12 protein-coding genes are annotated in these 15,011 nt (G+C 58.6%); 10 read left to right on the top strand and 2 right to left on the bottom strand.

Features of this window, described 5'->3' with window-relative positions:
- The first annotated feature begins 232 nt into the window (after positions 1-232).
- Complete coding sequence (locus AACY49_RS24870; RefSeq protein WP_339527022.1) at positions 233-949, top strand: SIMPL domain-containing protein; 717 nt, start codon at positions 233-235, stop codon at positions 947-949.
- A 152-nt stretch (positions 950-1,101) separates the two neighbouring features.
- Here the strand turns inward: AACY49_RS24870 and AACY49_RS24865 are convergent, their stop codons facing one another.
- Positions 1,102-1,470: a DUF6124 family protein gene (locus AACY49_RS24865; RefSeq protein WP_320392243.1), complete on the bottom strand. Its 369-nt coding sequence runs from the start codon at positions 1,468-1,470 to the stop codon at positions 1,102-1,104.
- A 207-nt stretch (positions 1,471-1,677) separates the two neighbouring features.
- Entirely contained in the window at positions 1,678-2,028 is a 351-nt protein-coding gene (locus AACY49_RS24860) for an NIPSNAP family protein (protein ID WP_105340048.1), read from the bottom strand.
- A 307-nt stretch (positions 2,029-2,335) separates the two neighbouring features.
- Between AACY49_RS24860 and AACY49_RS24855 the strand changes: the two genes are divergently transcribed.
- From AACY49_RS24855 to AACY49_RS24815, 9 genes are all read left to right on the top strand, one after another.
- On the top strand, positions 2,336-3,937 hold the full coding sequence (locus AACY49_RS24855) for an ABC transporter substrate-binding protein (protein WP_339527019.1): 1,602 nt from the start codon (positions 2,336-2,338) through the stop codon (positions 3,935-3,937).
- A gap of 259 nt (positions 3,938-4,196) precedes the next feature.
- Positions 4,197-5,822: an ABC transporter substrate-binding protein gene (locus tag AACY49_RS24850; RefSeq protein ID WP_339527016.1), complete on the top strand. Its 1,626-nt coding sequence runs from the start codon at positions 4,197-4,199 to the stop codon at positions 5,820-5,822.
- 303 nt (positions 5,823-6,125) lie between these two features.
- On the top strand, positions 6,126-7,727 hold the full coding sequence (locus AACY49_RS24845) for an ABC transporter substrate-binding protein (protein WP_339527013.1): 1,602 nt from the start codon (positions 6,126-6,128) through the stop codon (positions 7,725-7,727).
- A gap of 171 nt (positions 7,728-7,898) precedes the next feature.
- A complete protein-coding gene (locus tag AACY49_RS24840) occupies positions 7,899-9,314 on the top strand; it encodes an OprD family porin (RefSeq protein ID WP_258697575.1) in 1,416 nt (471 codons plus the stop codon).
- A 75-nt stretch (positions 9,315-9,389) separates the two neighbouring features.
- A complete protein-coding gene (locus AACY49_RS24835) occupies positions 9,390-10,985 on the top strand; it encodes an ABC transporter substrate-binding protein (protein WP_339527011.1) in 1,596 nt (531 codons plus the stop codon).
- Positions 10,986-11,058: 73 nt separating this feature from the next.
- On the top strand, positions 11,059-12,069 hold the full coding sequence (locus AACY49_RS24830; RefSeq protein ID WP_258697577.1) for an ABC transporter permease subunit: 1,011 nt from the start codon (positions 11,059-11,061) through the stop codon (positions 12,067-12,069).
- An 11-nt stretch (positions 12,070-12,080) separates the two neighbouring features.
- Positions 12,081-13,007: an ABC transporter permease subunit gene (locus AACY49_RS24825; protein ID WP_258697578.1), complete on the top strand. Its 927-nt coding sequence runs from the start codon at positions 12,081-12,083 to the stop codon at positions 13,005-13,007.
- 10 nt (positions 13,008-13,017) lie between these two features.
- Positions 13,018-13,986: an ABC transporter ATP-binding protein gene (locus tag AACY49_RS24820; protein ID WP_258697579.1), complete on the top strand. Its 969-nt coding sequence runs from the start codon at positions 13,018-13,020 to the stop codon at positions 13,984-13,986.
- Positions 13,986-14,966, top strand: coding sequence for a peptide ABC transporter ATP-binding protein (locus tag AACY49_RS24815; RefSeq protein ID WP_258697580.1), 981 nt, complete (start codon positions 13,986-13,988; stop codon positions 14,964-14,966). The genes AACY49_RS24820 and AACY49_RS24815 overlap by 1 nt, the downstream gene beginning before the upstream one ends.
- Positions 14,967-15,011 lie beyond the last annotated feature (45 nt).

The following is a 15,011-nucleotide window of genomic DNA, read 5'->3' as shown; positions in this document are numbered from 1 at the left end:
AACCTGTATGCAAGGTGAACCAGGCTCACTCGGTCGACTGACTTGGGCCTGCTTCGCAGTCCAGCGGGAGCAAGCTCCCTCGCCACAGAAGCCCCACTCACCACCGAAGTTCTTGTTGGTTGTCGATCTGTATAGAAGTTGTAACTGTGCGAACCGGACCATTGAAGCTAGAGTCTGATGGTTTCACGCAGGTTCGGACCTTAACCCCTGCGCACTGTCCAAGGAGCTTTTCATGCACACATTGCGCCGCAGCGCCGCCCTTCTTGCCTTAAGCGTTGGCACCGTCGCCAGCCTCCCGGCCCTGGCCGTCGACGAACTGCATTACAACCAGATCTCCCTGCGCGCCGAAGTCAGCCAGGAAGTGGCCCGCGACCTGATGATCGTGACCCTCTACACCGAAGAGCAAAACACCGACCCGGCCAAACTCGCCGCCGACGTCAGCACCACCATGAACAAGGCATTGGCCCAGGCCAAACAGGTCAAGGACATCACCCTGCGTCAGGGCAGCCGCAACAGCTACCCGATCTACGACACCAAAGGCCAGAAAATCACCGGCTGGCGTGAACGCGCCGAACTGCGCCTGGAAAGCTCGGACTTCGCCGCCCTGTCCAAACTCACCGGCGAACTGCTCACCGACCTGAAAATGGGCGGCATGGACTTCGCCATCGCCACCTCAACCCGCAAGGCCAGCGAAGACGCCCTGCTCAAAGAAGCCGTGACCGCCTTCAAGTCCCGCGCCCAACTGACCACCGACGCCTTGGGCGGCAAGGGCTACAAAATCGTCAACCTGAACCTCAACAGCAACGGTTATCCACAACCGTACATGCGCGGGCCGATGATGATGAAAGCCGCCGGCATGGATTCCGCGCCGGTGACGCCGGAGGTTGAAGCAGGGACCAGCCAGGTCAACATGACGGCGGATGGGGCGATTGAAGTGTTGATGCCTTGATGCGGTGGTGGATCAGTCAGTTTTGCAGTGACCGATCCGCCGCCTTCGCGGGCAAGCCCGCTCCCACAGTTGATATGTGTCGTACGCTGAATCTGTGAACGACGATGAACCACTGTGGGAGCGGGCTTGCTCGCGAAGAACGATAACGCGGTCTATGCCGGATCGACGTTATCCAACGCCCGGTTCACCGCCAACCCCGCCAGCATGATGATCTGTTGAATCGCCAACGCCGTATTGCGCTGCGGGCCGATCAGGTTTGTTGCGAAATCGCTGGCCAGGACACTGGCCGAGGCCAATGACTCGCAAGCTTGAGCCAGGAGACTTTCGGTGTCGCTGTCCGGGAAAACCAGGAACATCGTACTGGGGCGACGAGGTTTTGCGGAGTAAGGCTTGGGCGAATCGAGGTAGTAGTCGAGCGCACGTTTTATGGCTTCGCGGTCTTTGTGTAGCTCTTCGGTACGCAAAGCTTCGGCGTTGGGTGTGGAGGTGTTGAAGGGTAGGTCGGGGATTAACTTATCCATACAAACTTCCTTTTGATATTGGAGCCATCAATTTCCGATCTCACTCGGCGAAGAGGTGGCAGCTATGTGCGGTGTGAGATTACCGGCAAAAGGAACCCGGCCCGGGAAAGGTCTGCGCACTGAGACATCAATTAAACATTCAAAAGCGGAACGCGGAGCATCCCTGGCGGCGTTCCCACGCGGGAGCGTGGGAACGATCATTGAGCATCAGCTCTGGATAGATTTATGGGAAGCTCTGATGGCATCAATCGCCTCTTGAGTGAGCGTCATAACAGTCGTTGTGCTTACTTCAATCCGACTGATGATGTCTGCTCTCGGACCTTGCTTCCAATCAGTACTTGAGTAAAAAAGATCTTGAGAGGCTTGCCGATGATTCTCGCTCTCGTAGGAGCGAATTAAGTGATAACTGTCATCGTCATGCAAAGAGCCGCCATAAGAAACAACATCCATACCCGCCTTTAAGTGAAGCGGAACGCTTACTTCCCGCATTATTCGATGGAAATCCAATCCTGATCCCGGTTTCAAGGTGTACATCAGGATTTCAACAATTCGAGTCATTCCAAATCTTCCATGTGGGATTTCAGTTCCTGCCTAAGGATATGTGCTGGCTGATCCGCCGCCTTCGCGGGCAAGCCTCGTCCCTACAGTAGGACGGTGTACATCTGGGGGAGATTGAGACTGTCAGGCCGCCAAGATCAAGGTCAAAAGATCGCAGCCTTCGGCAGCTCCTAACCGTCCGCCATCAACGTAAAAACCGGCCAACTATGCCCGGATAGAGGGTTCCCCTCAAAAAACGATATTTCCGCCCGCCCCGCCAACAACGCTACCCTCAAAAAAACACCACCGCCCAAACCCCGGGGACTCCATGGAAAGAACCACCGTCAAACCACTCCTGCTCGCACTCGCCCTCGCCACAACCGCACCACTCGCCCAAGCCGCCACCACCCTGGTCTACTGCTCCGAAGCCAGCCCCGCCGGCTTCGACCCCAGCCAATACACCAGCGGCACCGACTTCGACGCCTCGGCCGAAACCGTCTTCAACCGCCTCACCCAGTTCAAACGCGGTGGCACCGAAGTCGAACCCGGCCTGGCCACAAGCTGGGATGTCTCGAAGGACGGCCTCGCCTACACCTTCCACCTGCGCGACGGCGTGAAGTTCCACACCACCGACTACTTCACCCCCACCCGCGACTTCAACGCCGACGACGTGCTGTTCACCTTCCAGCGCTTGCTCGACCCGGAAAACGCATTCCGCAAAGCCTATCCCGCCGAATCGCCGTACTTCACCGACATGGACCTGAACAAAACGATCAAGAGTGTCGACAAAATCAACGATCACACCGTGCGTTTCAGCCTGAACAACATCGACGCCGCGTTCATCCAAAACCTGGCCATGAGTTTCGCCTCGGTCCAGTCCGCCGAGTACGGCGCGCAGTTGTTAAAACAAGGCAAAGCGGCGGACATCAACCAGAAACCGGTCGGCACCGGCCCGTTCGTCTTCAAGCGTTATCAAAAGGACTCGCAGATCCGCTATGCCGCCAACAAGGCCTACTGGAAACCCGAGGATGTGAAGCTCGACAACCTGATTTTCTCGATCACCCCGGACGCCGCCGTGCGCTTGCAGAAGCTCAAGGCCGGCGAGTGTCAGGTCAGTGGCTACCCGCGCCCGGCGGACATAGAAGTGATGGAGAAAGACCCGAACCTGACCGTGCTCAAGCAGGCCGGTTTCAACCTCGGTTTCCTCGCCTACAACGTGACCCACCCGCCGCTGGACCAACTCAAGGTGCGTCAGGCGCTGGACATGGCCATCGACAAGCCCGCCATTATCAAAGCTGTCTACCAGAGTGCCGGGCAACTGGCACAGAACGCCTTGCCACCGGCGCAATGGTCCTATGACCCGACCATCAAAGACGCACCCCACGATCCGGCCAAAGCCCGCGCGCTACTAGAAGAAGCAGGAGTTGCACCCGGCACCACCATCGATTTGTGGGCCATGACTGTGCAGCGCGCGTCCAACCCCAACGCGCGGATGTCGGCACAGATGATCCAGCAGGATTGGGAGAAAGTCGGGATCAAGGCCAACATCGTCAGCTATGAGTGGGGCGAGTACATCAAACGCGCCAAGAATGGCGAACACGACGCAATGATCTACGGCTGGACCGGCGACAACGGTGACCCGGACAACTGGCTCGGCGTGCTCTACAGCTGCGCTGCGGTGAAAGGTAGCAACTACGCCAAATGGTGTGACCCGGCCTACGACAAACTGGTGCAGCAAGCCAAGGTGTCCACGGACAAACAGCAGCGAGTCAAACTGTACCAACAGGCACAGCAAATCCTTAAGCAACAAGTACCTATCACACCGATTGCCAACTCGACGGTGTTCCAGCCACTGCGCAAGGAAGTCACCGACTTCAAGATCAGCCCGTTCGGCCTCACCCCCTTCTATGGCGTGGGTATAAATAAGTAACACCAGGCTCCAACCGGGTGCGTCACACGCCTTGGGCGCCCCTTATCAGTGCGCGTTTTGCACCGTAAAAAACCTGCGCAAACGGTCAAATATGTCGCTATTTATACATATGCGACATTAAGGTACGTTCGTGCCACTCTTTAAGGCTTGTGGCCATTCAGGATCTTGCAATGGGTACGGCCCCTGCATAAGTATCCGCAGGGTCGACTCACGAGGTCGTCCTCTAATTCCAAAAATGACAACAAATCATGAGGCCACCATGCTTAAACACGCGGTCATTCCGTTTTTAGTCGGCGCAAGTCTGTTAGCCAGCGCACCTTTCGCCTTCGCTGCGACTAACCTGGTGTTTTGCTCCGAAGGGAGCCCGGCCGGTTTCGACCCTGGTCAGTACACCACCGGAACCGACTTCGACGCCTCTGCAGAAACCATGTTCAACCGCCTGACCCAGTTCGAGCGCGGCGGCACCGCCGTGATTCCTGGCCTGGCGACCAAGTGGGACATTTCCGATGACGGCCTGACTTACACCTTCCACTTGCGTGAAGGCGTCAAGTTCCACACCACCCCGTATTTCAAGCCGACGCGTGAGTTCAACGCCGACGACGTGCTGTTCACCTTCAATCGCATGATTAACAAGGATGACCCGTTCCGTAAGGCGTACCCGACCGAATTCCCGTACTTCACCGACATGGGGATGGACACCAACATCACCAAGATCGATAAAGTCGACGACCACACCGTCAAGTTCACCCTCAAGGATGTAGACGCCGCGTTCATCCAGAACATGGCCATGAGCTTCGCCTCGATCCAGTCCGCCGAGTATGCTGCCCAGCTGCTCAAGGAAGGCAAGGCCGCCGACATCAACCAGAAGCCAATCGGCACTGGCCCGTTCGTGTTCAAGAGCTACCAGAAAGACTCCAACATCCGCTACACCGGGAACAAGGACTACTGGAAGCCTGACGACGTGAAGATCGACAACCTGATCTTCGCCATCACCACCGACCCGTCGGTACGCATCCAGAAGCTGAAGAAGAACGAGTGCCAGATCACCCTGTTCCCGCGTCCAGCCGACCTGAAAGCGCTGAAAGAAGACAAGGATCTGAAGCTGCCTGACCAGGCCGGTTTCAACCTGGGCTACATCGCCTACAACGTGATGGACAAGGTCAAGGGCAGCAACGAGCCGAACCCGCTGGCCGACCTGCGTGTTCGTCAGGCGCTGGACATGGCGGTCAACAAGCCGCAGATCATCGACTCGGTTTATCAGGGCGCGGGCCAACTGGCCGTCAACGCCATGCCGCCGACCCAATGGTCCTATGACACCACCATCAAGGATGCCAAGTACGATCCTGAGAAAGCCAAGGCGCTGCTCAAGGAAGCCGGCGTCAAGGAAGGCACCGAGATCGTTCTGTGGGCGATGCCGGTACAGCGTCCGTACAACCCGAACGCCAAGCTGATGGCTGAAATGCTGCAATCCGACTGGAAGAAGATCGGCCTGAACGTCAAGATCACCAGCTACGAATGGGGCGAGTACATCAAACGCTCCAAAGGCGGCGAGAACCAGGCGATGATCATCGGCTGGAGCGGCGACAATGGTGACCCGGACAACTGGCTCAATGTGCTGTTCGGCTGCGACTCGCTGAGTGGCAACAACTTCTCCAAATGGTGCGACAAGAAATTCGACGGCCTCGTCAAGGAAGCCAAGCGCACCACCGATCAGGCCAAGCGCACCGAACTGTACAAACAGGCGCAACACGTCCTCAAAGATGCTGTTCCAATGACACCTATCGCTCACTCGACGGTGTTCCAACCCATGCGCGCCAACGTGCAGGACTTCAAGATCAGCCCATTCGGCTTGAACTCCTTCTACGGCGTCAGCGTCAGCAAATAAGAAAAAGCAGCGGCGACGTTTTCAGCGTCGCCGCTGCTTTTTTCTGCCGAGAAGCTAGGAATTTGCCTACATCCAAATCCGCTGTCTGACGCAGCCAGGGGTTAGGACGCGTTGCCTTTTCCTACGAGTCTTTAGGACTCAGCGCATTTACTGCCAGACCCACGGCACCTACCGTCGGGTTCTGACCAGTGACTGCGTGGGCTATCGGTTTGCTGCCCCGTATTGGTTTGGGCTCAATGCAGCCACAACGTCCCCGGACGGGATCCCGGCGCATTGAATAACACTACAAAAAGAGGGAGCGTCATGCGCCATACCTTGGTTTTATCCGCATTGCTGGGCACCGGCCTGCTGGCCGCCACTTCCATCAGCCAGGCCGCCAACAACAGCCTGGTGTTCTGCTCCGAAGGCAGCCCCGCCGGTTTCGATACCGCGCAGTACACCACTGCGACCGATAACGACGCCGCTGAGCCGCTGTACAACCGATTGGCAGAGTTTGAAAAAGGCGCCACCAACGTCGTACCAGGCCTGGCAACGAGCTGGGATATTTCCGAGGACGGTCTCAAGTACACCTTTCACCTGCGCGAAGGGGTGAAATTTCACACGACCAAATACTTCACGCCGACCCGCGACTTCAACGCCGACGACGTGCTGTTCACGTTCAATCGCATGCTCGATCCGCTGCAACCCTTCCGTAAGGCTTATCCGACCGAGTTCCCGTATTTCAACGGGATGAGCCTGAACAAGAACATCGCCAAGGTCGAGAAGACCGGGCCGCTGACCGTGGTGATGACGCTCAACAGCGTCGACGCCGCGTTCATCCAGAATATCGCCATGAGCTTCGCCGCCATCCTGTCTGCCGAGTACGCCGACAAACTGCTCGCCGAAGGCAAGCCGAGCGACATCAACCAGAAGCCGATCGGCACCGGGCCGTTCGTGTTCAAGAGCTACCAGAAAGACGCCAACATCCGTTACAGCGGCAACAAGCAGTACTGGGATCCGAGCCGGGTCAAGCTCGACAACCTGATTTTCGCCATCAACACCGACGCCTCGGTGCGCGTGCAGAAGCTCAAGGCCAACGAATGCCAGATTACCCTGCACCCGCGCCCCGCCGACGTGACCGCACTGAAGAACGACCCGACCCTCAAGCTCATCGAGAAGCCCGGCTTCAACCTCGGCTACATCGCCTATAACGTGCGCCACAAACCGTTCGACCAGCTCGAAGTGCGCCAGGCACTGGACATGGCGGTGAACAAACAAGGCATTCTCAACGCTGTCTACCAAGGTGCCGGTCAACTGGCGGTCAACGCCATGCCGCCGACCCAATGGCCCTACGACGAAACGATTAAAGACGCCGCCTACAACCCGGAAAAAGCCAAGGAACTGCTCAAGGCTGCCGGCGTCAAGGAAGGCACCGAAATCACCCTTTGGGCCATGCCGGTTCAGCGTCCGTACAACCCCAATGCCAAGCTGATGGCCGAAATGCTCCAGGCGGATTGGGCGAAGATCGGCCTCAAAGTCAAGATCGTCAGCTACGAATGGGGCGAGTACATCAAGCGCACCAAGAACGGCGAGCACGACATCAGCCTGATCGGCTGGACCGGTGACAACGGCGACCCGGACAACTGGCTCGGCACGCTCTACAGCTGCGACGCCATTGGCGGCAACAACTACTCCATGTGGTGTGATCCGGCCTACGACAAGCTGATCAAGCAGGCCAAAGTCGTCACCGATCGCGACCAGCGCACCGTGCTCTACAAACAGGCGCAACAGTACCTCAAGCAGCAGGTGCCGATCACGCCAGTCGCCCATTCAACGGTTAACCAGCCGTTGAGCGCCAAAATCGAAGGATTCAAGGTGAGTCCTTTCGGTCGCAACGTGTTCTCGGGTGTCAGTATCGACCAATAACCCATTAGCCAGAAACGCTGGGGGCGGATTCCGCCCTCACGCAAGCGTATTGCCGTAATTCGTCAATCTGGCCTGTAGCAAACGTTTGCGATGCCTTGAGTGTGTTTTAAACCAAATAGCCGGATCACCCAAAAAGACCGGCATTAAAAAAGAAAGAAAGGAGCTTCACCCATGAAACTGAGCAGCACCGCGTTATTGGCCTTGGCCATCAGCAGCGTGACCGCCACGGCGTACGCAGAATCCCAGAGCCAGGCGTTCACCCCGGTTACCGTGAAAGAGAAAAGCGCCCAAAGCGAAGCCACTGGTTTTGTCGAAGGCCAGTCGATCACCGGCAGCACGCGTAACTGGTACGCCAACGAGCATTTCAAGCGGGGTGCGACACTCAACTACCGTCAGAACGGTGAAACGCGCCAGACTGACCGTCGCATCAACTGGCTGCAAGGCACAATCATCAAGTACAACTCGGGGTTCACTGAAGGCACCGTCGGCTTCAGCACCGAAGTAGCGGCCTACAACGCCATTGCCCTGGATCGTGATCGCAAGGATCTGGCGTCCAACAACGGCGGTGCGCCGACCACGCGTCCTGGCGCGGGTAACAACCGTACGCTGACCAAAGAAGGCGGCGACGCCGTCGGCCAGTGGAGCAAACTGGGCCTGGCCAACGTCAAGGCCCGTATCTCCAACACCACGCTGACCGCCGGTCGCCAGAACTTCAGCAGCCCACAGGTAGACGTTATCGGTAACCGTGCCCTGCCTTCGAGCTTCGAAGGTGTGACCCTGCACAGCGAAGAGCTGGAGAACCTGTCCTTCGACCTTGGCACCTTCGACCGCAACTCACCGCGTACCGAACAAAGCCAGCGCAAGTTCCGTTCCGAATACGGCGACACCAATGCCGAGGCCGATCACGTCCACACTGCCGGTATCACCTACCAGCCGTTCGCCAGCCTGACCACCAGCCTTTGGGGCACCCAGGCTGAAGACTTGTGGAATCAGTACTACTTCGGCGCCACCCATGTACTGGGCGACAGCCAGGTCCTGAGCCTGACCACCGGCCTGAACTACTACAAAACCGTGGATGAAGGTAAAGCCAAGCTCGGCCAGATCGACAACGACACCTACTCCCTGTCGTTCGGCCTGACCCACCAGGCCCACAGCCTGACCTTCTCGTACCAGGAAGTGAACGGTAACGAGTACTTCGACTACCTGCACGAAACCAACGGCATCTACCTGGCCAACTCCCTGCTGTCGGACTTCAACGGCCCGAACGAGAAGTCCTTCCAGATCGCCTACGGCCTGAACATGGCCGAATACGGCGTGCCAGGCCTGAAGTTCAACATCTACCAGGCTCGCGGCTGGGGTATCGACGGTACTCACTACAACAGCACCGGCTACACCGATGTGAAGGCGATGGACGGCGAGCACCACTATGAATACGGCATCGGTGCTTCGTACGCCGTGCAGAGCGGCCCACTCAAGGCCACCGCTATCCGTGCGACGTACACCGCGCACCGTGCCAGCGAAAACCAGGCGGACGGCAGCCTCAACGAGTTCCGTCTCGTGACCACCATCCCGTTCAACATTTTGTAAAACCCATGCCTGCGGCTGACTCATGACGAGTCGGCCGCCTGGCTTTTCCGTTCAACCGATTGCAGAGGGCTCTAGATGAAAATGCTTCCCCTACGAGCAGCCATCGCTGCCGCGTTGCTGAGTGTCGCCGTTGGCGTCTCGGCCAAACCCTTGGTGGTCTGTACCGAAGCCAGCCCGGAAGGCTTCGATATGGTCCAGTACACGACTGCAGTCACAGCCGATGCGGTGGCCGAAACCATCTTCAATCGTCTGGCGGACTTCAAGCCCGGCACCACTGAAGTGATCCCGGCACTGGCCGAGTCCTGGGACATCAGCGACGACGGTCTGACCTACACATTCCACCTGCGCAAAGGCGTCAAGTTTCACACCACCGACTACTTCAAGCCGACTCGCGACATGAATGCCGACGATGTGGTCTGGAGCTTCCAGCGCCAGCTGGACCCGAATCATCCGTGGCACAAGAAATCGAGCGTGGGCTTCCCGTACTTTGAAAGCATGGGCTTCAAGGAACTGCTCAAAAGCGTCGAGAAAGTCGACGACAATACGGTCAAATTCAACCTGACCCGCCGTGAAGCGCCGTTCCTGGCCGACATCGCCATGGCCTTCTCCTCGATCTACTCCGCCGAGTACGCCGATCAGTTGCTCAAGGCCGACAAGACCGGCGACCTGAACAACAAGCCAGTCGGCACCGGCCCGTTTGTCTTCCAGCGTTACGCCAAAGACGCTCAGGTCCGCTTCAAGGCCAACCCGGGCTACTTCCGTGGCAAGCCACCGGCTGACGCGCTGGTGCTGGCGATTGCCACCGACAACAACGTACGCCTGCAAAAGCTCAAGGCCAACGAGTGCCAGATCGCGCTGTATCCGAAACCGGATGACATCCCGAGCATCAAGAAAGACGCCAACCTGAAGGTCGATGAACTGAACGCGATGACCGTTTCCTATATCGCCATGAACACCACCCACAAGTACATGAGTGACGTGCGGGTGCGCAAAGCGATCGACATCGCGTTCGACAAAGAAGCTTATGTCAACGCGCTGTTCGGCAAAGGCAATGCGACAGTGGCGGTCAACCCCTACCCGGACACCCTTCTGGGCTACAACCATAAACTGACCAACCCGCCTCGCGACCTCGACAAGGCTCGCGCCCTGCTCAAGGAAGCCGGTGTACCGGATGGCACCACGTTCACCCTGTTCACCCGTAACGGCGGCGGCACGACCAACCCGAACCCGATGCTCGGTGCGCAGATGATGCAGGCCGACCTGGCCAAGGTCGGGATCAAGGTCGATATTCGTGTCATGGAATGGGGCGAAATGCTCAAGCGCGCGAAAAACGGCGAGCACGATATGGTGTCCGCTGGATGGGCGGGCGATAACGGCGACCCGGATAATTTCCTGACGCCTATGCTCAGTTGTGAGGCCGCCAAAAACGGCGAAAACTATGCACGCTGGTGCAATGAAAAGTTCCAGGCGCTGATCGACGAAGCGAGGGCTAAAGTGAACCCGGACGAACGCGCGGCGCTCTACGAACAGGCCCAGGCCATTTTCAACCAGGACCAGCCATGGATCAGCATGGCGCACACCCGCATGTTCACTGCAATGCGCACCAATGTAGAGGGCTATCAAATTAGCCCCCTCACCACTAATAACTTCGCCACCACCCAGGTGAAGTAGATAAAAAACGCCCGGCATCGCTGACCCCAGCGCCGCCGGGCACGCCTAACCGGCTGATGAGGTACAACACACGATGTTTAGTTTTATTGCCCGCCGATTGGGATTACTGATCCCCACGTTCTTCGGCATCACCTTGCTGACTTTCGCGTTGATCCGCATGATTCCTGGCGACCCCGTAGAAGTGATGATGGGAGAACGTCGGGTCGACCCCGAAATGCATGCTCAGGCAATGGAACGCCTAGGTCTGAACAAACCGCTGTATGCCCAATACCTGGATTACATTGGCAAACTGGCCCACGGCGATCTCGGCGAATCCCTGCGTACCCGTGAAAGCGTGTGGAGTGAATTCAAGGTGTTGTTCCCGGCCACCTTCGAGCTGTCGATGGCGGCCCTGTTATTTGCCGGAGTCCTCGGACTGCTGGCCGGTGTAATCGCCGCGTTGAAGCGAGGATCCCTGTTCGACCATGGGGTCATGGGCATCTCCCTCACGGGATACTCGATGCCGATCTTCTGGTGGGGCCTGATCCTGATTATGTTCTTCTCGGTCAGCCTGGGTTGGACGCCGGTCTCCGGGCAGAACGACTTGTTGATCGACGTGGAGCGCAAAACCCATTTCATGCTGATCGACACCTGGCTCAGCGATGAACCGGGCGCGCTACTCGACTACCTGCATCACTTGATCCTGCCGGCCATCGTGCTGGGCACCATTCCGCTAGCGGTGATTGCCCGGATGACCCGTTCCTCCATGCTTGAAGTGCTGCGTGAGGACTACATCCGCACCGCTCGGGCCAAAGGCCTGTCGCCGGCACGCGTCGTGTTTGTCCATGGCCTGCGCAACGCGTTGATTCCGGTGCTGACCGTGGTCGGCCTGCAAGTCGGCACACTGCTGGCTGGCGCTGTTCTGACCGAAACGATCTTCTCCTGGCCCGGCATCGGCAAATGGCTGATCGAAGCCATCGGCGCCCGGGACTATCCCGTCGTGCAAAACGGCATCTTGTTGATTGCCTGCATCGTGATCCTGGTTAACTTCGTGGTGGATATCCTCTACGGCTTTGCCAACCCACGCATTCGTCACCAGCGCTGAGGTAAATACCCATGAGCACTCCAACTTCCTCAGCAGTCACGTCTACCTCCGCCGTGGATCAAAGCCTGCTGTATCCATCACCGTACAAAGAGTTCTGGCATGCATTTTCGAAGAATAAAGGCGCCGTGGCCGGCCTGATGTTCTTCACCCTGATTGTGTTCTGCGCGATTTTTGCCCCTTGGGTTGCGCCGCACAATCCAAGCGAGCAATACCGTGATTTTCTGCTGACGCCTCCGGTGTGGCTCGATGGCGGGCAATGGCGCTTTTTCCTCGGCACCGATGAACTGGGCCGCGACCTGCTGTCGCGTTTGATTCACGGCTCGCGCCTGTCGCTGTTGATCGGCCTGTCCTCGGTGGTCATGTCGCTGATTCCCGGCATCATGATGGGATTACTGGCCGGGTTCTTCCCACGCGTGCTCGGCCCGACCATCATGCGTCTGATGGACATCATGCTGGCGCTGCCGTCCCTGCTGCTGGCCGTGGCGATTGTCGCCATCCTCGGCCCTGGCCTGATCAACACCGTGATCGCCATCGCCGTGGTGTCCCTGCCGTCCTATGTTCGTCTGACCCGCGCCGCGGTGATGGGCGAGCTGAACCGCGACTACGTGACCGCCGCGCGCCTGGCCGGTGCCGGTCTGCCACGCCTGATGTTCATCACCGTGCTGCCCAACTGCATGGCGCCGCTGATCGTGCAGGCAACCCTGAGCTTTTCCTCGGCGATTCTCGATGCCGCGGCACTGGGCTTTCTCGGCCTTGGCGTACAACCGCCAACCCCTGAGTGGGGCACCATGCTGGCTTCGGCCCGCGACTACATCGAACGCGCCTGGTGGGTGGTGAGCTTGCCTGGTTTGACCATTTTGCTCAGCGTGCTGGCAATCAACTTGATGGGCGACGGCCTGCGCGATGCGCTGGACCCGAAACTCAAGAACGCCGCCTGAGGAGATTCAAATGTCACTGTTAGAAATCAAGAATCTCAACGTTCGCTTCGGCGACGCCAACGCCGTTCCGGTGGTCGACGGTCTCGACATAACCGTGGACAAGGGCGAAGTGCTGGCCATTGTTGGCGAATCGGGTTCTGGCAAGTCCGTGACCATGATGGCGCTGATGGGCCTGATTGAGCACCCGGGGATCGTCACTGCCGATGCCCTGAATTTCGACGGCAAGAACATGCTCAAGCTCAGCAACCGTCAGCGTCGGCAAATCGTCGGTAAAGACCTGGCCATGGTGTTCCAGGACCCGATGACCGCACTGAACCCGAGCTACACCGTCGGTTTCCAGATCGAAGAAGTGCTGCGTCTGCACCTGAAGATGTCCGGCAAGCAAGCCCGCAAGCGCGCCATCGAACTGCTGGAAAAAGTGGAAATCCCGGGCGCCGCCAGTCGTATGGATGCCTACCCGCATCAGCTCTCCGGCGGTATGAGCCAGCGCGTGGCGATTGCCATGGCGATTGCCGGCGAACCGAAACTGCTGATCGCCGACGAACCGACCACGGCACTGGACGTCACGATTCAGGCGCAGATCATGGACCTGCTGCTGGCCCTGCAGAAAGAGCAGAACATGGGCCTGGTGCTGATCACTCACGACCTCGCGGTCGTGGCCGAAACCGCCCAGCGCGTGTGCGTGATGTACGCCGGCCAAGCGGTTGAAGTCGGTCAGGTGCCACAGCTGTTCGATATTCCGGCGCATCCGTACAGCGAAGCACTGCTGGCGGCGATTCCGGAACACAGCATGGGTGCCGCGCGCCTGTCGACATTACCGGGCATCGTTCCCGGTCGTTACGACCGCCCGCAAGGCTGCCTGCTGTCGCCGCGCTGCCCGTATGTGCAAGACAACTGCCGCGTGCAACGTCCGGCCCTTGACCAGAAAAGTAACAGCCTCGCCCGCTGCTTCTACCCGTTGAACCAGGAGGTGGCGTAATGGCCGTCGTACTTACCGCCCGCGACCTGACCCGTCACTACGAAGTGTCCCGTGGCCTGTTCAAGGGCCATGCGATCGTGCGCGCCCTCAACGGTGTGTCGTTCGAACTGGAAGCCGGCAAGACCCTCGCCGTTGTGGGCGAATCGGGCTGCGGTAAATCCACCCTGGCCCGCGCCCTGACGCTGATCGAAGAACCGTCCTCCGGCTCCTTGAAAATCGCCGGGCAGGAAGTCGCCGGCGCTAACAAGGCCCAGCGCAAGCAACTGCGCAAAGACGTGCAGATGGTGTTCCAGAGCCCGTACGCGTCGTTGAACCCACGGCAGAAGATCGGTGATCAGCTTGCAGAGCCATTATTGATCAACACCAACCTCAGCGCCTCGGAACGTCGCGACAAAGTCCAGGCGATGATGAAGCAGGTGGGCTTGCGTCCCGAGCACTACCAGCGCTATCCGCACATGTTCTCTGGCGGTCAGCGCCAGCGGATCGCCCTGGCCCGCGCAATGATGCTGCAACCGAAAGTGCTGGTGGCGGACGAACCGACCTCGGCGCTGGACGTGTCGATTCAGGCACAGGTGCTCAACCTGTTCATGGATTTGCAGCAAGAGTTCAACACCGCCTACGTGTTCATCTCCCACAACCTCGCCGTGGTGCGCCACGTCGCCGATCACGTGATGGTGATGTACCTCGGCCGGCCGGTGGAAATGGGCCCGAAAGAGGACATCTACACCCGTCCTCTGCACCCGTACACCCAGGCGCTGCTGTCGGCCACTCCGACCATCCACCCGGATCCGGACAAACCGAAAATCAAGATCGTTGGCGAACTGCCCAACCCGCTGAACCCGCCGTCCGGCTGCGCCTTCCACAAGCGCTGCCCGTATGCGACCGAGCGCTGTGCCATCGAAGAGCCGGCCCTGCGCCTGCTCGACACCCGCCAGGTGGCTTGCCACTACGCCGAGCAATTCCTCGACGGCGCGGCATAAGATGTGGGAGCGGGCTTGCTCGCGAAAGCGATGTGTCAGGCGATA

Origin of the sequence: Pseudomonas sp. EL_65y_Pfl2_R96, from assembly GCF_963970905.1 — a bacterium.
In the GTDB taxonomy this organism is placed as follows: Bacteria; Pseudomonadota; Gammaproteobacteria; order Pseudomonadales; family Pseudomonadaceae; genus Aquipseudomonas.
The sequence above is the reverse complement of the archived record's forward strand: the minus strand, read 5'-3'. Positions and strand labels throughout refer to the sequence as shown.